At 61.5% G+C, this 16,326-nt stretch carries 21 protein-coding genes, 1 other RNA gene and 1 pseudogene; 11 read left to right on the plus strand and 12 right to left on the minus strand.

Annotated features, from left to right (window positions below):
- Positions 1 to 248 precede the first annotated feature (248 nt).
- Positions 249 to 377 (minus strand): annotated as a pseudogene (locus ASF39_RS21175) (transposase domain-containing protein); the annotation flags it as partial.
- Between the two features lie 157 nt (positions 378 to 534).
- Here ASF39_RS21175 and ASF39_RS10775 point away from each other — a divergent pair.
- A complete protein-coding gene (locus ASF39_RS10775; protein WP_056283681.1) occupies positions 535 to 1,236 on the plus strand; it encodes a response regulator transcription factor CtrA in 702 nt (233 codons plus the stop codon).
- A gap of 307 nt (positions 1,237 to 1,543) precedes the next feature.
- A complete protein-coding gene (locus ASF39_RS10780; protein ID WP_056283684.1) occupies positions 1,544 to 2,305 on the plus strand; it encodes a recombinase family protein in 762 nt (253 codons plus the stop codon).
- 215 nt (positions 2,306 to 2,520) lie between these two features.
- Here the strand turns inward: ASF39_RS10780 and ASF39_RS10785 are convergent, their stop codons facing one another.
- Complete coding sequence (locus ASF39_RS10785; protein ID WP_056283687.1) at positions 2,521 to 2,859, minus strand: hypothetical protein; 339 nt, start codon at positions 2,857 to 2,859, stop codon at positions 2,521 to 2,523.
- Positions 2,860 to 3,443: 584 nt separating this feature from the next.
- Complete coding sequence (locus tag ASF39_RS10795; protein WP_056283692.1) at positions 3,444 to 4,595, minus strand: hypothetical protein; 1,152 nt, start codon at positions 4,593 to 4,595, stop codon at positions 3,444 to 3,446.
- 916 nt (positions 4,596 to 5,511) lie between these two features.
- Between ASF39_RS10795 and ASF39_RS10800 the strand changes: the two genes are divergently transcribed.
- Together ASF39_RS10800 and ASF39_RS10805 are read left to right on the plus strand one after the other, a co-directional pair.
- Complete coding sequence (locus ASF39_RS10800; RefSeq protein WP_056283696.1) at positions 5,512 to 5,841, plus strand: hypothetical protein; 330 nt, start codon at positions 5,512 to 5,514, stop codon at positions 5,839 to 5,841.
- Complete coding sequence (locus tag ASF39_RS10805) at positions 5,838 to 6,164, plus strand: type II toxin-antitoxin system MqsA family antitoxin (protein ID WP_056283699.1); 327 nt, start codon at positions 5,838 to 5,840, stop codon at positions 6,162 to 6,164. Before ASF39_RS10800 ends, ASF39_RS10805 begins: the two co-directional genes overlap by 4 nt.
- 239 nt (positions 6,165 to 6,403) lie before the next feature.
- On the opposite strand, the gene ASF39_RS10810 is transcribed toward ASF39_RS10805, so the two are convergent.
- The gene (locus ASF39_RS10810; RefSeq protein WP_056283702.1) at positions 6,404 to 7,240 is read right to left on the minus strand and encodes a GIY-YIG nuclease family protein; all 837 of its coding nucleotides are present in this window, start codon (positions 7,238 to 7,240) and stop codon (positions 6,404 to 6,406) included.
- A 407-nt stretch (positions 7,241 to 7,647) separates the two neighbouring features.
- Positions 7,648 to 7,890: a hypothetical protein gene (locus tag ASF39_RS10815; protein WP_156648448.1), complete on the minus strand. Its 243-nt coding sequence runs from the start codon at positions 7,888 to 7,890 to the stop codon at positions 7,648 to 7,650.
- 114 nt (positions 7,891 to 8,004) lie between these two features.
- Between ASF39_RS10815 and ASF39_RS10820 the strand changes: the two genes are divergently transcribed.
- The 3 genes from ASF39_RS10820 (at position 8,005) to ASF39_RS10830 (ending at position 9,688) form a co-directional block, all read left to right on the plus strand.
- Positions 8,005 to 8,346 (plus strand): hypothetical protein, encoded by a 342-nt coding sequence (locus ASF39_RS10820; protein ID WP_156648449.1) that lies wholly within the window; start codon positions 8,005 to 8,007, stop codon positions 8,344 to 8,346.
- A gap of 409 nt (positions 8,347 to 8,755) precedes the next feature.
- Positions 8,756 to 8,989, plus strand: a complete 234-nt coding sequence (locus ASF39_RS10825) for a hypothetical protein (protein ID WP_056283711.1) — start codon at positions 8,756 to 8,758, stop codon at positions 8,987 to 8,989.
- 477 nt (positions 8,990 to 9,466) lie between these two features.
- A complete protein-coding gene (locus ASF39_RS10830; protein WP_056283714.1) occupies positions 9,467 to 9,688 on the plus strand; it encodes a hypothetical protein in 222 nt (73 codons plus the stop codon).
- A gap of 24 nt (positions 9,689 to 9,712) precedes the next feature.
- Here the strand turns inward: ASF39_RS10830 and ASF39_RS10835 are convergent, their stop codons facing one another.
- Together ASF39_RS10835 and ASF39_RS21180 are read right to left on the minus strand one after the other, a co-directional pair.
- The gene (locus ASF39_RS10835; protein WP_244472365.1) at positions 9,713 to 10,333 is read right to left on the minus strand and encodes an HNH endonuclease; all 621 of its coding nucleotides are present in this window, start codon (positions 10,331 to 10,333) and stop codon (positions 9,713 to 9,715) included.
- A gap of 261 nt (positions 10,334 to 10,594) precedes the next feature.
- Positions 10,595 to 11,266, minus strand: coding sequence for a hypothetical protein (locus tag ASF39_RS21180; protein ID WP_156648450.1), 672 nt, complete (start codon positions 11,264 to 11,266; stop codon positions 10,595 to 10,597).
- Positions 11,267 to 11,471: 205 nt separating this feature from the next.
- Here ASF39_RS21180 and ASF39_RS10845 point away from each other — a divergent pair, with 205 nt between their 5' ends.
- Entirely contained in the window at positions 11,472 to 12,152 is a 681-nt protein-coding gene (locus ASF39_RS10845; protein ID WP_056283722.1) for a recombinase family protein, read from the plus strand.
- A 231-nt stretch (positions 12,153 to 12,383) separates the two neighbouring features.
- The gene (locus ASF39_RS21185) at positions 12,384 to 12,536 is read left to right on the plus strand and encodes a hypothetical protein (RefSeq protein WP_156648451.1); all 153 of its coding nucleotides are present in this window, start codon (positions 12,384 to 12,386) and stop codon (positions 12,534 to 12,536) included.
- Between the two features lie 3 nt (positions 12,537 to 12,539).
- On the opposite strand, the gene ASF39_RS10850 is transcribed toward ASF39_RS21185, so the two are convergent.
- The 4 genes from ASF39_RS10850 to ASF39_RS10855 all read right to left on the minus strand — a co-directional run bounded on the left by ASF39_RS10850 (position 12,540) and on the right by ASF39_RS10855 (position 14,051).
- Positions 12,540 to 12,758 (minus strand): hypothetical protein, encoded by a 219-nt coding sequence (locus tag ASF39_RS10850; RefSeq protein WP_056283728.1) that lies wholly within the window; start codon positions 12,756 to 12,758, stop codon positions 12,540 to 12,542.
- Between the two features lie 177 nt (positions 12,759 to 12,935).
- The gene (locus ASF39_RS22535) at positions 12,936 to 13,067 is read right to left on the minus strand and encodes a hypothetical protein (RefSeq protein ID WP_280137204.1); all 132 of its coding nucleotides are present in this window, start codon (positions 13,065 to 13,067) and stop codon (positions 12,936 to 12,938) included.
- Positions 13,064 to 13,381, minus strand: a complete 318-nt coding sequence (locus ASF39_RS21190) for a hypothetical protein (RefSeq protein WP_156648452.1) — start codon at positions 13,379 to 13,381, stop codon at positions 13,064 to 13,066. The genes ASF39_RS22535 and ASF39_RS21190 overlap by 4 nt, the downstream gene beginning before the upstream one ends.
- Position 13,382: 1 nt before the next feature.
- Positions 13,383 to 14,051: an AAA family ATPase gene (locus ASF39_RS10855; RefSeq protein WP_056283730.1), complete on the minus strand. Its 669-nt coding sequence runs from the start codon at positions 14,049 to 14,051 to the stop codon at positions 13,383 to 13,385.
- A 475-nt stretch (positions 14,052 to 14,526) separates the two neighbouring features.
- Between ASF39_RS10855 and ASF39_RS10860 the strand changes: the two genes are divergently transcribed.
- Together ASF39_RS10860 and ASF39_RS22060 are read left to right on the plus strand one after the other, a co-directional pair.
- A complete protein-coding gene (locus ASF39_RS10860) occupies positions 14,527 to 15,294 on the plus strand; it encodes a hypothetical protein (protein WP_244472366.1) in 768 nt (255 codons plus the stop codon).
- Between the two features lie 84 nt (positions 15,295 to 15,378).
- Positions 15,379 to 15,822 (plus strand): hypothetical protein, encoded by a 444-nt coding sequence (locus tag ASF39_RS22060; RefSeq protein ID WP_210168667.1) that lies wholly within the window; start codon positions 15,379 to 15,381, stop codon positions 15,820 to 15,822.
- A 141-nt stretch (positions 15,823 to 15,963) separates the two neighbouring features.
- Here the strand turns inward: ASF39_RS22060 and ssrA are convergent.
- Positions 15,964 to 16,257, minus strand: a transfer-messenger RNA (tmRNA) gene (gene ssrA / locus ASF39_RS20435).
- Positions 16,258 to 16,326 lie beyond the last annotated feature (69 nt).

Here is a 16,326-nt window from a genome sequence, read left to right on the forward strand (position 1 = left end):
CCAACTCCCAGGCCCTGTCGACCCGCCAGTCGATCGGCATCTCGGCCCTCTCGCTCGCCAACACCGCGCAGCAGGGCATCCTCCAGCTCCTCCGCTAAGCGGATCAGCTTCATCGACAACGGCGGCCGGGGGAAACCCCGGCCGTTTTCTTTTGAGCGACGGCGTTAGAGAAACCCGCTGCCCGAATGATCCTTGAACGCGTTCGCCCGCCGGATGTACCGTAAGCGTTCGGTGATAGTCCTGACTGGTCAGGCGGCCTGAGCGAACCCTGCAAGCGGGGTCCAGTTCCACGGCAGTAGCTCGCCCAGGCGTCGGGCCGGATGCTCGGCGATGCGGGTGAGGACGTCCCGCAGGTAGGCCTCGGTGTCGAGGCCGTGGTCCAGACACAGGGCCGATACAGCGCCATCACCTGTACCAGACCCAAGCCCTACCTGCACAAGGCAGCCGTCACCGAGCGCTTGCCGGCAAAGCTCGGCCTTAATGGTTTGTTGGCGGTGTCTGGATAGGAAGTCTCAACCTTTGAAGGATGGTCCCATGCGCGTGCTGCTGATCGAGGATGACGCCTCCGTCGCGGCCAGCGTCGAGTTGATGCTTAAGTCGGAGCGGTTCAACACCTTCACCACCGATCTGGGTGAGGAGGGCATCGACCTCGGCAAGCTGTACGACTACGACATCATCCTCCTCGACCTGAACCTGCCCGACATGTCGGGCTACGAGGTGCTGCGCAACCTGCGCGTTTCCAAGGTCAAGACGCCGATCCTGATCCTCTCCGGCATGGCCGGCATCGAGGATAAGGTGAAGGGCCTCGGCTTCGGGGCTGACGACTACCTGACCAAGCCCTTCCACAAGGACGAGCTCGTCGCGCGCATCCACGCGATCGTGCGCCGCTCACAGGGCCACGCCCAGTCGGTGATCACCACGGGCGACCTCAGCATCAACCTCGATGAGCAGACCGCGAGCATCGCGGGCCGCATCGTCCCTCTGACCGGCAAAGAGTACCGGATGCTGGAGCTGCTCGCTCTGCGACAGGGCGCGACGATCACGAAGGAGATGTTCCTCAACCATCTCTACGGCGGCATGGACGAGCCGGAGATGAAGATCATCGACGTGTTCATCTGCAAGCTGCGCAGGAAGCTCGCCAACGCCTCAGGCGGCAAGAACTACATCGAGACGGTCTGGGGACGAGGGTATGCGCTCCATAACGGCGCCGGCGCCATCCAAGCAATGGCTGTCTAACGTGGGATCGAGGGTGGCTGGTTCGAGATTGCCGATCAGCCATCACGGTTGGCTGTAGCGCCAGCCCACTCCGCCACGTCCGCCCTTCAAGGATGCTCGACCCCTGTGGTCTCTGGGATGTCCGAGAGATAGTGGCCACTGAGATCCGGTTCGGCCACCTGACCCACCGGAAGCTGCCCGGCCAGCCGCATGGAACGCTGATAAGCATCTCTAAAAGGGGCCAATTTTTATGCCCTGAAACAGCACTGATAAGTCGCTTGAGCATGACTAAAGGTCATCGTATAATCATGCTCAAGGAGAACATCACATGCCCCCTCAGCTCAAGAAGGCCATCGCCTACATAAGGGTCTCAACGGAGAGGCAGGGGAAGCATGGGAATGGGCTCGATCTCCAGGTGACGGCGATCCAGGAGTTTGCCCGCCAGGAAGGCTTCCAGATTGTCGATACCTTTAGAGATGCTACAAGCGGGATGGGCGAGCATCTGTTCTCAGATCGTCCCGGTGTCATGGAGGCCTGCGAGCTGTCGAGGGTCAAAAGATGGCCCATTATCGTTGATGGGCTCGATCGCTTCGCTCGGAACACCGTGGTCCTCGAGCAGGTGATCGCTGACCGACGCTTGACCGTCATCAGCTGCCGCCGCGGAGAAAGCCGATCTCATGCCACCATCATGGCTGAAGCTGCCCGCGCTCAGCGTGAAGGAGAGCTCATCAGCGAGAACACCCGGCGCGCCCTGCAGAAGCTCAAGGAGCAAGGTGTCCGGCTCGGGAACCCAACGAACCTCGAGGAGGCCCAAAGGAAGGGCGTAGAGTCGAATAAGGCCCGAGCTAACCAACTCACCCGTGAGCTCGCTCCGGTCATCCAGGAGCTTCGTCAGGGCGGCAAGAAGACGGCCCAGGCAATCGCTGAGGGACTGAATCAGCAGGGCCATCGGACGCCCCGTGGTGAACTCTGGAAGGGCACCAACGTGCGCCGGCTGATCAAGCAGGTCGACGAGCTAGCCATCACCCAGAGAGCTACAGCGGAGGCCGAGCGCTACAAGGACAACCCGGATTGGGGTGCGTTCGCCTGATCCAGAATGACGGGGCCGGAGCAACGATCGATGCCGTCGCGATTTCGCTAAATCGCGACCACAGGCTCACACAGAGGTAGGAGCGTCAGGAGCCATTCCTTGGCGCCACAAGTGCCCAACGGCGCCACGAGCCAACCTTGGCGATTGAGCGTGCCACCGTGGCGCTCTGGAGAGTTCTGAGCCGCAGCTCGAGCGACCGGAGCGTCGCGGTTTCCCTAATTCCTCACGAGGATGTTGCGGGCGATGCTGCCGTTGGGGCCGAAGCGCTCAATTGCGGTCGTGCAGGCATCTGGCAGATCCGCCATTGCCTTATCCAGGGTCGCGGTCAGGTTTGCGTCGATGAGGAAGCGCGTGATCTCCTCCTTGCCGACACCCAGCGCATCGAGCACGAACCACAACCGATCACGGTCGATGTGATAACCGGGGCAGTGCCCGTTCGCGAACATCGTATGGACGTAGATGTCGCCGCCGAGGACGGCCATCCGCTCCTTCGACACGGCCAGCGCCGATGTCGAGAGCAGGGAGAGGCCCAGCAGGGCCGTGAGGATCTTCATTTTGCTTTTTCGCTACGGTTGAGCCCCGGACAAGTTACCTGCCCCAGACTGCACTAGGCTCACGGCGTCGTGAGGGAGTCGAGCGCGGCAGCGATACGGCTGTCAGGGTTGAGGATCAGCTTGTTGCCTTCATGGGTGGCGATCCGGAGCGCAGGCGCCAGAACCATAAGCTGCGAGGCGCCTGATCAGACCGTCGCGATTTCGCCTATTCGCTACATCTACAGCGAGGAGGCGAAGTCCCAGAAGACCGAACGCCTCGTTGAGGACCTTAAACTCTGGGGCAGCTAGGTTCTGGGCCATGCCCTTGGATCTGGCTCAAGGTGTAGCGTTTTCGCTAAATCGCTCTCACAGGCTCACACAGCGGCAAGAGCGTCAGGAGCTACTCTGAACATCGGAAAGGCTTCAACGGCGCCACGGGCCAGCCTCGGCGATTGAGAGGGGCATCCATCGCGATTAAGCGAAATCGCTACATCTTCGGCGATAAGATCATGTGCCAGAAGACCGAGCACATCCTCAAGGACCCTCTACCCTATGGCTACAAGGATCTGGCTTCACGCCCTGGGTGATCGCCGGTCAACGCAAGCTTAAAAACCAGCCCGTATCCGGTCGACGAACGACTGCCAGATCGCGAACAGCTTTTCCCTTGCTGCCGGCTCCTGCAGCATGGCGAGAGGCACATACGGTTCGCCGTCGACTGCCCGCTCCCCATAGCGTTGGCCAAAGGTGCTCGCGAGGGTCTCGAGGATCTCACGACGGTTCTCGACCTTGTCGAACGGAGCTGTGGTCAAAACATAGCAGAGTGCAGTCGATACCCGGCCATTCGCCTTGATCACCGAGGGCCAGCAGTGGCCCCGATCATGGGTTAGCTTCACGATGAGCGATGGCCGCTGTGCGCTCGTGATGACGAATTCGCCACCTTGGTTGACCCACCAATCGTAGACTGCACGTGCAGCTGCAGCTTCTCCGGCTCCTCGCTCAGATGCAAATTGGATGAACCACTCCTCGTGGGTGATCTGCGGACGGAGTGCTGAGGTTGACGCTGCTGAGCTTAATCCCTTGCGCCGCTCGGCTTCTGCGGTACGCCCAATCAGCCGTGGCACCAATGTGCGCAGGCCCTGCCCAGTGTAGTGCTTGAGCTCGAGGGCAATGACCTCGGCCGGACTCATCTGCGCGTTCAGAAACTCGACGATCCGCTTCAGCTCCGGGTAAATCACGTCTGCTACGAAGACCATGCGGATGCGACCCGCCCGCAGGTTCACGTCGACGCCACGCCAAAACTCTTCGAGATCAGCATCGGGGCGTCCGAGGTGCTCACGAAGCACCTCATCTGGGTCTCGTTCACTTGCCGCGCAGGTGCGCTCGTACTGCTGCCGTAGGGCATCGGCAGGCCAATAGACGACACCGTTCGCGGCGTAGTCGAGCATTTGGGCCACGACCTCCCGCCGGCCACGGGTGTCGCTCGCGCGCTTGACCTCGATAAGAGTCGGCACACAGTCCTGATCGACAAAGAGGTGATCGAGAGACCAACGTCCAGAGCCACCTTCTTCACCTGGTACGCTCTGCTCACGCGCTATGAGAAGCCAACGGCGGGGGTTGACGGGGTCGACGGCGTCACCGGCGAGTAGGCTTGGATGGTTCGCTAAAAGCTGCTGAAGGATGGCCTCGCTTTCAAAGGCGCTGGACCGCATCTCCACAAGGCTGTTGTCGTCGCGAATGATGTAGATGCCGTCGCTCATGGCCAACCCTGGTTGCTGATCCAGTCGCTTGCTATCGCACGTGCTGGGGCGCGGCGCGCCTCCTCAGCAAGGGCGATTTCGCTTAATCGCTACATGTCCGTGGAGAAGACGAAGTCCGGGAAGTTCGAGCACCTTGTTGAGGACCTTGAACCCTGGGTTAGCGAGGATCCGGATCACGTCCTTGGGTCATGCCTTGAGCTATCGCGTTTTCGCTAAATCGCTCTCACAGGCTCACACAGCGGCGGGAGTACCGGAAGCCATCTCTGGCTCCAGAAGCGCACCAACGGCGCCACGCGCCAACCTTGGCGATTGAGCATGCCATCGTGAGGCTACGGAAAATTCTAAGCCGCAGCCCAATCGAGCAGACCGTCGCGATTTCGCTAATTCTTCACGAGTACGTTGCGAAAGGCCGAGAGCTGGCTCAAGGGCAAGATCGTGCTTTGGGTCAGATCGTGACGCCGCTGGATCCCTGCTGAAGCCCCCGATCATAGCGTGATCGGATGGCTTTGACCGCAGCCGGGACGCGCTTGGCCATCTCCGCGTCCATAAGGCCCATATGACAAGCGTCGCGATCGATGCCGAGCTCTTGAGCGAGCCGCATGTAGGCTGTTTCGCGATCCATATGTCCGGTCTGCCAAAGTGGGTCGAAGGCGGCATGGGCGTTTCGCCGAGCATTCCGGCGTTCGAAGCGGGCTTGGTGCCCTTCGGCATCTCGAAGAGGTCGATTGCCGCTCGACCATAGGCCGCATGGCTCACATCGGCTCTTCAAGCCATTCGACCCCACGATCTGAGTCGCAGGCTGACCACATAGAGGGCAGATCGGCCGTTGCTTCATGCTCTTGCTACTCGAAGATCCCCACTGATCCCTCTATCTAAACCCCTACAAGAGGGCGGTACGTCGGTGTAGTATGCCCACATGAAAGTCGTTCGGCTGAAGCCCTACATCCGGGCGATGAAGGGCATGGGGCTCGACGAGGTGGCCGTGACCGAGATCGAGGCGATGATCGTCAGAGCTCCTGACGCCCACCCCATGATCAAAGGTCTGCGAGGCGCGCGTAAAGCCCGCTTCCCGCTTCCAGGCAGGGGCAAGAGCGGGGGCGGCCGCACGATCTACTACGTCGCGATCGCGCCCGGCGTGCTGTTCATGATGACGGCCTACCCGAAGAACGAACGGGATGATCTGTCACTAGAGCAGCGCAAGGCGATCCTCGAGGCGATCGCAAGCATCAAGGGAGTCGAGTCATGACACGCAGCACACACCAGGACGCCGGCTCTCGGGTCGGGGACGACCTGGTCGAGGCATTCCAGGAGATGGCCGCCTACCTGCGTGGTGAGGTCGAGGCCGAGAGCTACGAGGTGCCCGACGACTCCATCACGCCCGAGCGGGTGAAGGCGATCCGGCGCAAGGTGGCTGCGTCGACCAAGGAGTTTGAGCGGCAGTTCAGGATCTCGGCCCGGACGATGGAGTCCTACGAGCAAGGTCGCCGTCGTCCTGATGCAGCGATGCAGACCCTCTTGCGTGTCATCGAGCGCGAGCCTGACGCCGTGCGTCGAGCCCTCGGATCTTGATCTACTTGCTATTGAGAAGTCCCAGAAGACCGAACGCCTCGTTGAGGGCCTTGTGTCATGGTGCAGCCAAGATCCGGTCGCATCCTTGGATCTGGCTCAAGGTGTAGCGTTTTCGCTAAATCGCTCTCACAGGCTCACACAGAGGCGCGAGCGCTAAAGGCTATCCTTCGCGCCAGCAACGCTCCGACGCCGCCACGCGCCAACCTTGGCGATTGAGAGGGGCATCCGTCGCGATTTCGCTAATTCACGTTCAAGCCCATCTCCCGGCTCTGGAGCTTGAGCTTCCACCGGGTTTCCATGCCGATGATCTCGTCGTCACCCGCGTCGGATCCGGCGACCTGAAGGATGCAGACCTGATAATCCGAGGGGTCTCTGACCTTGAGGCGCACGTTTCCGCCATGTCCGGTGCGGGTATACTCCTGCCACCGGCTGAGAAAGCCGCCAGCCCCAGTCGCCGAGCCGACGTAGACCTCTCGGGTTTTCGGGCAGGTCAGCAGGTAGACGCCCTTTGCCGCCGCCAGGGCCACCTTCCAGCTCTCGGGTAGCACCTCGATCTCCGACAGCGACTTCATGAAGGCCAGGTGCCCCGGGTATTCGGGCTCCTTGAACTCCGTGCGCACCTCGAGGACAACCTTGTCCTGCCGGTCAGCCCGTTGAGCCCAAGATCGCGTGCCAGGCCCCCAGGCGATGACGACCTTGCCAATGAGGTCTGACAGCCGATCGTCTGGCACCACCTTGTAGAGATCACAGCCGCCGGCCTTCATGATCTCGTCGGTGTGCGGCTCAGGCGTATCGACAGGCAATGATCCGAGACACCGGATCCGGTAGAGACCCACGAACAAGGTCTCCCGAGCCGGCGTGCCGACGAACGAGGCCCATAAGGGGTGAGAACTGAGGACCTGGCGGTTCTGCTCGCTCTGGTGCGATTGGTAGGCGTCAAATGCCGGTCGATTGGTGCGCCATAGCGAGTAGGGCGTTCGGCCTTTAGTCGCTCGGTTGTCCTGATGGCGAAGGAGCCGCACATCATCAGGCGGGATCCCGGCTTGGTGCAGAAGGGAATTGAAGAGGAGCGGCATGGGGCCTTTCAGGCGTAACGGTTTCGACAAATCGCTACACACTGTGCCCTACTCAGGCTGTGCTCCAACTCGCCAAACTGCCTTCTTCGCTCAATCGCGATTTAGCGAAATACCGATAACCGCGCGGAGATCGCTTTCCTCTCAGCCTCTCCACGATTTTGTCCTTGGGTTATCGAGAGAACGCTCTGAGTACACCAAGGACGACCGGCATCTCCAATGGCCACTAAGTCCTGCTAAACGCTAACGGATCCAGCCAGCGAGGCTCGTAGGCGATCCTGTGGCATGCCTCTGATGCGAGCGAGGATAAGGCAGCCGGTGGTCAACGGGAAGCGGGGTTCAATCCAATGTGATGATCAGATCTACTCCACGAGAGTCTATGCAGACTGCATGTTGAAAGGCCCTGATTTTCATTTTTCGACCAAGGCCAAGTTGCTTGTTAGCAGTGGGTTCAAGATCGGGCGCCCGGCGTTCCATTCGCCGCGTTGTAGACGGCGCTCGATCAGAAACGCCTCAGCTGGGCTCGGTACGACGAGGAAGCGGAACCCAAGCTCGGTGCGGATGAACTCGCGTGTGAGCTGGTCGACCGACAGCTGGTCTTCAGCGATCTCGCTGATCCGATTGTGCACGTACGGCAATAAGTTGGTGCTCAACCCCGACAGCCCGATCGCCGAAGCGATGGACGCACACCTGATGCTTAAAGATCCGTAAGTTATGCCAGCGATACGCTACCAGGGCTCGCTTAACGCGAGCCTTTGGAGAGAACCTTGCGCAGCATCCTGATCATGACCGCGAGCCTACTGCTCGCAACCGCCGTCCTCGCAGGCGGCGAGGAAGACGCTGCCACGCGGCTCATGGCGACCATGGCTTGGGCCCGTAACAACTGCCCCAGGCTCGTGGTCCATTCAGAGGAGGTCCAGGCTGCCATGGAGGCGATGAACGTTGATCCGTGGGAGCTCACCAAGAACCGGCAGCGCGTAATCCAGGGTCAGAACATCTACAACGCCTTGAGGGGTTTGGGAGCTATGGTTCCGGAGTTCTGCCGGTCGCTTGATGCGGCTTTCGGCAAGAACGGCACGGAGCGGCGGGGGCTGGTATCCCTCCGCTGATGCGCACCGTCCATATGGCCCGGTAGCCGTTGGCCACCTTCCAATGCACCACCGCCGGGCACAGGGCGCCCTCACACCAGTTGTTCGTGACCGCCACGCGGCCGGGATAGTCGAGGGAAAATCAAGAGCTGATCGCGGGCTCGGCGATCTTGGCTTGCAGCACGCGGGTCAGATCGTTTCCTTCCGGCGGATGACCTCGATCAGGGCCTCGTTCTTCGACCGCCCATGTAGGCCATGGTAGATCTCGCGATGGCAGTCCGGGCAGACCGCGCCTACGAACCGAGGATCATCTGGACCGCCGTCGCTCAAGCGGCGGGTATGGTGAGGCTGCCTTGCACGGTCAGCGGCTGATGGAGCACAACCCGACCGTTCGCGTTGAACCTCACACGCTCAACAGGGAGAGAACGCAATGTCTGAGGACAAAAAAGCTTCGAACGTCGTCAGCCAGCACACGACGATCCGCTCGAGTGAGCTTCAGGTGCCAGAGCCGACCATCGGCAGCCAGCACACGACGATCCGCTCGAGTGAGCTTCAGGTGCCGGAGCCGACCATCGGCAGCAAGCACACGACCGAGGATGTCGTCGATAAGGCACAGAAGAAGGGCGACACGCCTGACAAGGCCGCAGAGGACGGCCTCGCCTAAGAGGTCGTTACGCACTCCAAGGGCGCCCGGTTCTTGGCCGGCACGAACTACTTCTCGGCCTTGTCGTTGGTGGCATTGCGCGGTGAAGAAGGGCGCCTGCTCCCCGCAACTCCTGCAGACCCCGGCTGTATAAGCGCGTGAATTACTGGGGGGCGTCCTCGGTGGACGGGTGCTCGCCCCTTTCCAGGCCATGCCAGGCCTGGAAAGGGCGATTGCGAGAATGATGGAATGGGCGAAGGCGCGTATGAGCTACTGGGTCCGGCGAAAGATGCCGGGCATTGCGGCGCCCCGCTTGCCGAACAGCTTGTCGATGGCCGCGCATCCGTTCTTTGGGCCCTGCGCCTTGAACTTCCGCAGCCACTCTAGGACGTCGCGCTGGGGGATCCAATTCTTATCAAGGTATATGACACCGAGCGGAGCCACTCTACAAGCTCGACTCCATCGAGGATCTCACCATCCTAGAGTAGTAGGCTCCGCATGAGCATCCGAGATCAGGTCGCCCACCTCATTGCTTTCCAAGAGCTGGAGCACCTCACCGGCCAGAGGTTTTCCGAGGTGGAGCTCGAGAGGATGGAGGAGGCCGCGCAGGCCCAAGGGCACACTCTGGAGGAGGCACTCGCCCGGTTCCTTCATGCCCTGCGCAACATTAACCAGGACGATCTCGCGAAGATCGCCAAGCGTCAGGAGCCGCCTCATTGAGGGCGTAGGGGCTCCCGGAGGAGGTCATGCACCAGATAACCTCTCTTTCTGGCGGACCACTTCGATCAATGCCTCGTTCTTCGCTTGCCCATGCACGCCATGGTGGATCTCACGGTGGCAGTCAGGACAGACCCCTCCCACAAACCGGGGATCGTCTGGGCCGCCATCGCTAAGGCGGCGCGTATGGTGAGGCTCAAGGTAGGGCTCACCTTGCGCCGTGACGAAGGGCGCCGGCTTTCCGCAGCTCTCGCAGACTCCGGCGGCTCGAGCCAGAACGTAGCGCCGGACCGCTACAGAGCGCCTGTAGAGGCTCCGGCGAGCGGCTTTGCCAGAGGCTTGTGGCGTCGACCGGGCGGCCTCTAGGGCGCGTGCACGTAGGCTGGCGAGGTTGATGTCGAGCTTGACCTCCTCGACCAACTCCAGTTCGTCGTTGACCAGCTCGTTGACGTTCGCAGGGACGAGCTCGAAAACGATGGCGGAGCGCTCATTGCCCTCTCGATCTGGGGCGGGCTCAATGCTGTAGCCGGCGCACTCGAACTGACCGAGAAACCGCACGCCCTCTCGGCCACGGGTCTGAAACACTAGTAAGTCCTTGCCGTCGACGAGGTGATCCCGGATCGCGCGGTTGCCACGCTCAAACACCATGTCGCCGATCTGTCCGTGACCGAAGTAGCGGAAAACACCCTCCGTGGACCAACCGTCTGCGTAGCCGTGCTGCTCGCCACTTGCCCCCGTGAAGAGAATGACAACAGGGTGCTGACTAGGCGTGCAGGTACCACCCTGTTGCTGCCCACCGTAGACGGCGTGGATGTCTCGGCGGCGGTTGTAGACCCGCTGTTCTTGGAAAGGGCCCCATGGCATCGCTTACTACCGCCCCCATGCTCCTTTGATGTCGACGCTCAACGGTCACCCTCGTTGGGCGTGCCGCTGGGCCTTGAGCGCCTGCTCCGTGATGTTGCCCGGTGGTCTCGGGAACGGCTTCCACATCCGAGCCTCTGGGTAGGCGCCTTCATTTCGCAGCCGCTGCTTCGCTGACGGTCCAAGGTTGAGGCTGTAGCCCGAGCGCCGGCCGAGCACGACGCCCTGGTCCTTGAAGTCGATGCCGTAGAAGTGCGCGTAGGCCTCTTCCATGCCCTTCAGCATGTACTTTCCGAGCCCTTTGGGACGGGGGGCGTCTTTGACTTCGATTGTCCGTTCGCTCTCGATCTTGCCGATTGCTTTTTCGACCCACATCACCAATCGGGTCTCGAAATCTTCGCGTCGACCTTCTGGCACATGAAGCAGCCAATGGGCGGCAGTGACGCCACCAGCCGCTTCTAAGACCCATACAAATGCGGGATTGAACGCTTCGCTGCCACTCGCGACTATGGCTTTGGTCGGCCTGCGCGCCCAGTGGCTGAAGTAGTTGTTGCGGAGTCGGGCAAGGGCGAAACTCGCCTGCTCTACCGGGCAGTCGGTCATGCTGATGTTGATTGTGACGAACGTGTTGAGCGGCAGCTTTAGCGCGTCTGCGACGCGAATGGCATGGTGTAGGTTCGAGGCCGGCTTGCGCCTGATGTGACGGGTGATCCGTGGCACGCTGAACGCCTCTTCGGACCCCATATCTTGCACAAGAAGGGGCCGTATATACTATGGATGGTGTGCGCGGCGATATGGATGCTTGGCGGTGCAATCCGTCAAGGGTGTGAACAAAGACCGAACGTGCTGGTTCCAAGGCGATCCGGAATTACCTTTGTAACAAAACCAAACGCTCGTATGGTGATGTCACACTGGAGCTATCGCCATGTCCGACGCCCCTCGCCCCCTGATTTCCTACCTCCGGGTTAGCACCCATCGGCAGGGTAAGTCAGGGCTGGGCCTTGAGGCGCAGCGGAAGGCGATCGCCACATTCGCGGGAGGCAGTGGGTTCGTCGTGGTGGCCGAGCATGTTGAGGTCGAGACGGGCAAGGGTGCCGATGCCTTGGAGCGTCGCCCCCAGCTTGCCGCGTCCCTCGCGGCTGCCAGGAAGGCCAAGTGCCCGGTCATCGTGGCCAAGCTGGATCGTCTCTCACGCGACGTGGCGTTCATCGCCGGCCTGATGGCGCAGCGAGTGCCGTTCCTCGTCGCCGAGTTTGGCGAGGGCGTGGACCCGTTCGTCCTGCATCTCTATGCGGCGCTGGCCGAGAAAGAGCGTGCCATGATCTCGGCGCGCACGAAGGCAGCTCTGGCCAGCAAGGTCGGGACCGGCGTCCTGGGCAACCGCACGAACCTGGCTGAGGCTTCTGCGGAAGGCGCTCGGATGCAGCGGGTCGCGGCCGATGCTTTCGCCGCCAACGTTATCCCGGTGGTCGCCAGCATCAAGGCATCCGGTATCACGAGCCTGCGCGCCATCGCCGCCGAGTTGAACACCCGCCGCGTTCCGACCGCTCGGGGGGGTGACTGGACGGCTGTCCAAGTCGACCGGATCGTGAAGCGGGCAGCTTAAAATCCGGCTTCAGAAGCAAGGCAATTTGACTGTCGCATTTATGACATAGGATGCACGCTGCGCTGGCAATCGAAAGGCTAAATTTATATAGCAATAACAATATGTTACTGCGATTGTCCACGTGAATTGTGCACGGTGGACAACGTGCATGGCTATTGCGTTTACAAGGGGAATGCCCCCCCATACCCCTCAGCGGGAGCGCACCTGATTCGCTAATGGCGAGGTGTGCCCGTGATTCCCCAAGACAACCGCGACCAGCACCGTTTCCGGGTGAAGTTGCTGTTCGGCCTGTTTGAGGCTGATGCGACCGGAAGCATCGCCATCGGCGCGGTCTTGCTGATCTTCATCCTGATGGGTGCGGGCCGGTGGTGCGGGCTCTGGTAGGGTTCACCCAACGAGTCGCCGCTCGGCTTCCGCCCGCCATCGGTCTCGGTTCAGCTCAGCCTCTACGAGACGCGCTCGTAGCGCCTCGAGTTCGGCATGGAGCTCGCCACCATCGATGGCGAGTTCGACGCATTGATCCTGCGCCTCGGCGAGTTGCTGGCGAAGCTCGGCGTTCTCGATGACCACGGCAAGGAAGTGTGCGTGCTCGGCGGTGTCGGTCATGGTGTCCCCTGCCCTGCCCGCGGCGGGGCGGCGGGTCTACCTCAGCCAACCTGGGCTCGCTACCTCATTTCAGAACCAGTTCTCGTGATCGCGGAGCGCCCCGCGTAGGTTCGGCACGGCCGCCCTGTTGATGGCGATCCGGCGAGCCTCGTCCTTCGACATGCGGCCAGTCACACCCTACCGTTGAGGAGCCTCGACGAAGTAGACGTAGCCCAAGGCGAACCCATTGGCGTCCACGATCTGGAACGCTTCTTGGAGCTCTACAACGGTCCAGGGCGCTAGGAAGCGGTGGAGGATCGGCTTAGTCACGGCGATCCTGAGGACCGTCCGTACTTCGCAAGCACGTGCTCGATCCCCTCAGTAACCATCGCTTCGATCGAGTTGCCGGCTCTGCCGTTCTCGTTCACGAGGTCACGCGATAGCTCTCTGATTTTCGCCACTAGATCGCGGTCGAGCCACACCGTGAAGGCCTGACGGTTCGCCCGATGATCGCGACGATTAGGTAAAGGTGTAGGTATCGCTTTAGGTGGATCTATAGGTTGACGTGGAGGTGTCGATTGGACGTCGAGGATAGGCTGCTCGCCGATTTCGAACGCCGCTGAGAGACCGGGTTTCTTCGCCATCCTACTTTTCCACCCGCTTGCGCTTCACCTTCAACCCGATCTGCTTCGCCACCCACCGGAACAGCGCATCAACCTCCTCAGCCCCTTTCCCATCCGGCTCGAGCTCTTGGATGGTCCTGCCGTCGTTGAAGCAGGATTTGAACGCCTTCCGGTGGCTGATGGTGGGAGCACCGTTCGTGTTACCGATCGGGATGCCTCTCGCGGCGAAGCCTTTCGAGGCCTCTTTCACGTCAGTCTTCCTGCCACTGACATCCACGTCGCTGAAGATCACGAAGTGCGGCTTGTTCAGGCTCTTGAGCATGGCGTGCGAGGTTGGCACGGCATCCATGTCGGCCAGAGAAGTGCGAGAGGGAATCAGGACAAGATCCGACAACTCGGCCGCCCGCTTGCCCATCATCTCCGCCTTGCCGGCGGTATCGATGAAAACAAGTTCCGCGCCTTGGGCCTCGAAGGCCTTAAGCGTCGGCTCTAAGAACTCTGGAGTCGTCTCCGGCCGGACCGGGGGACCGTCGATCTGGCGGCGGGTCGACCACATGCGCAACGTCGCCTGCGGATCGGTATCAACGATCGCGGTGAGGATGCCCGCATGATGAGCAGCGACGGCGAGGTGAGCAGTTAGGGTGCTCTTGGTAGAGCCCCCTTTCAGCCCGATCACAGAGACAACGTGCACGGAGCACCTCCACGGCCAGCGAGACGCTGTGGCATACCGTTTAGGTGTGAGGTGTAAAGATACCGTTTCTGTTTAGCTCTCTGTTTAGATTTAGGTGTAGGTTTACAGATAGGTTGAAGAGAGTTGCCCGATTGAGGCTCCGAGTCGGAGCCGTTTGACGAACGGGTCCGCTTCGGCTGACAAGGAACGCTTCGGTTAACACTCGCTTCGCGAGTCGGGGGCCGGCGAACATCCAGGGATTAACGCCGCGAGAAAGACCTAAGCCCAAAACGCCAACGGCCCCACCCCGGCAAGGGTGAGGCCGTCGAAATCGATGAGGTCTGGGCGACCCGTTTTCCAGCTCCCCAGACATCATAGCTCCGCTCAGGAGTCAATCGGGAACCGCTTCCCGAAACGATGGCGCTTTGCCTTTTGAAGGAGGGGTCATCACGATCCATCCTCTGCTTTGCCGCGGCCCGAGCAGGGACCGGGACCGATGTTTCACGCCGCCATGAAGGCCGCGATCGACGGCGCGCGGACGCTCGCGCAGATGGACGCGCTCTCGCGCCAGCTCTGGCAGGGGCACGGTTCGGGGGCTTTGGCCGACGAAGAGGCCCAGGCCCTCGCCGAACGGCTCCACGGGCGCCGTAGCGCGATCAGAGAGGGCATCTTGCCGGTGGGCATCCCGTCCGGCCGGGCCAGCCTGTTTCCGCCGCGCCGGCACGTGGCGAGCCCCGACAAGGCTGCCTCACGCGATCGGCGCCGGTTGTTGGCGTTCTCCGGCCCGATGCCACCGGCTCTCGCCAGCCGCTTCACCACCGGCCAGCTCGCGGTACTGCGTATCGTTGCCGACGAGGTGACGGCCAAGGGCGTGTGCGGACTGTGCATCGACGCGATCGCAGCCCGTGCCGGCGTGTGCCGGCGCCTGGCGCAGGCCGCCATTCGCCTCGCCGAGGGAGACGGCTTGCTCACCATCGAGGAACGCCGGCACGAGGGGCGGAAGAACTCACCCAACCTCATCCGGGTCATCAGCCGCGAGTGGCAGGCGTGGATGCGCCGAGGGAGCCGGCAGAAGCGAAACGCTTCAGCCTGCGAGCCCGACAGCCCCGGCGAGCGCGAGCTGCTGTCGCGGCCGTCAGGCATAGGGTGCAGAACGATTCATCCCACGGATAAAAGGGTCTTAAAACTGGGAACCGTGAGGGCTGCACTACGCTCAAAAAAGCTGCCGGGACGGCAGGGTCGCCTTCAGGGCAGCGGCTCATGAGAATCGTCGTGGGTGGCGACAACGGCGGGAGCCATGTCATGCCGACATGCAGTTGATCGATATGACGAACGGTAGGTCGTGCCGATGACACGCATCCCACTCTGGTCGCACCGGATCGGCCTGATGCTGGCCGGGCCTGTGATGCTGTTCGCCTTCGTCCTCGCAGGAATGGCCACGTGGGAAGCGCGACCGTTACCCGCGTGTGGAGCCGGTGGCATCGATATGCTCAATCCGGCCCTGCGATGCCGGCGCATGACGATGATCAGGGGAATGCCCGTATCCCCTCAGGAAGCCGCAGGCGTTCCCGGCATGCAGATGATCGAGCAGGGAACGGTCTCGGGAATGCCCGATCTCAGGCCGGCTGGCCTGGCGGCCCTCTGTGGCCTGCTTCTCTACGGGGTCAGCCGCATCGTCGGTCAGGCTCTCCACCGTCGACGAACGGAGCCGATGGAAGTTGCGAGGCAGGCTGTCTTACGACAGCGCGTCGCATCCTCACGGCATGCGCTGGCGCCTAAACGTGAGAGATGATCGAACTCGCAGGCATCGTCGTCGCTGGAACGTTGGGGGCTGCCGCCGTCGTGCTCGCAGTCCATCCCAAGATCGAACGACTGTGGGGCTGGGTGTCGTTCGGACAATGAGAGCGGTGGGTCCCGGAGCCGAAGCTCCGGGTTCTGTTTCGACGGTTACCCTACCGCAAGATGCTTACGCCGCGAGGCGGGCATCCATGACAACGTTATCGTTGGCATTTAGAGTTTTGGCCAAGTGCTTGGAATAGGCAGAACCTACGCCAAACCGGTCGAGTCCTTACCGACGCTCTCGCGATCCCTTTACCGTCCAGTCGATCCTATTTCGCCCCCATCAGAAACGCATCACGATGCGTTTATGGTGGAGGCGCCGAGGTACTGCCCCCCGGGTCCTGCAACGTTATTACGAACCGGTCATCAACCGCAGCTTAAACCTAGCGGAGGCGCGGGCTTCGGTCCAGACGCTATCTAGGCTTGCTACGTTACGTGAACGCTTCAGAGGTGTTAG

The sequence above is a fragment of the Methylobacterium sp. Leaf108 genome, assembly GCF_001423265.1.
Classification (GTDB): Bacteria; Pseudomonadota; Alphaproteobacteria; order Rhizobiales; family Beijerinckiaceae; genus Methylobacterium.

Excerpts from the sequence above, each read along its gene's own strand:
- ASF39_RS10775 (WP_056283681.1), top strand. The coding sequence starts at position 535 with ATGCGCGTGCTGCTGATCGAGGATGACGCCTCCGTCGCGGCCAGCGTC.
- ASF39_RS10780 (WP_056283684.1), top strand. The coding sequence starts at position 1,544 with ATGCCCCCTCAGCTCAAGAAGGCCATCGCCTACATAAGGGTCTCAACG.
- ASF39_RS10785 (WP_056283687.1), bottom strand. The coding sequence starts at position 2,859 with ATGAAGATCCTCACGGCCCTGCTGGGCCTCTCCCTGCTCTCGACATCG.
- ASF39_RS10795 (WP_056283692.1), bottom strand. The coding sequence starts at position 4,595 with ATGAGCGACGGCATCTACATCATTCGCGACGACAACAGCCTTGTGGAG.
- ASF39_RS10800 (WP_056283696.1), top strand. The coding sequence starts at position 5,512 with ATGAAAGTCGTTCGGCTGAAGCCCTACATCCGGGCGATGAAGGGCATG.
- ASF39_RS10805 (WP_056283699.1), top strand. The coding sequence starts at position 5,838 with ATGACACGCAGCACACACCAGGACGCCGGCTCTCGGGTCGGGGACGAC.
- ASF39_RS10810 (WP_056283702.1), bottom strand. The coding sequence starts at position 7,240 with ATGCCGCTCCTCTTCAATTCCCTTCTGCACCAAGCCGGGATCCCGCCT.
- ASF39_RS10825 (WP_056283711.1), top strand. The coding sequence starts at position 8,756 with ATGTCTGAGGACAAAAAAGCTTCGAACGTCGTCAGCCAGCACACGACG.
- ASF39_RS10830 (WP_056283714.1), top strand. The coding sequence starts at position 9,467 with ATGAGCATCCGAGATCAGGTCGCCCACCTCATTGCTTTCCAAGAGCTG.
- ASF39_RS10835 (WP_244472365.1), bottom strand. The coding sequence starts at position 10,333 with ATGGTGTTTGAGCGTGGCAACCGCGCGATCCGGGATCACCTCGTCGAC.
- ASF39_RS10845 (WP_056283722.1), top strand. The coding sequence starts at position 11,472 with ATGTCCGACGCCCCTCGCCCCCTGATTTCCTACCTCCGGGTTAGCACC.
- ASF39_RS10850 (WP_056283728.1), bottom strand. The coding sequence starts at position 12,758 with ATGACCGACACCGCCGAGCACGCACACTTCCTTGCCGTGGTCATCGAG.
- ASF39_RS21190 (WP_156648452.1), bottom strand. The coding sequence starts at position 13,381 with ATGGCGAAGAAACCCGGTCTCTCAGCGGCGTTCGAAATCGGCGAGCAG.
- ASF39_RS10860 (WP_244472366.1), top strand. The coding sequence starts at position 14,527 with ATGTTTCACGCCGCCATGAAGGCCGCGATCGACGGCGCGCGGACGCTC.
- ASF39_RS22060 (WP_210168667.1), top strand. The coding sequence starts at position 15,379 with ATGACACGCATCCCACTCTGGTCGCACCGGATCGGCCTGATGCTGGCC.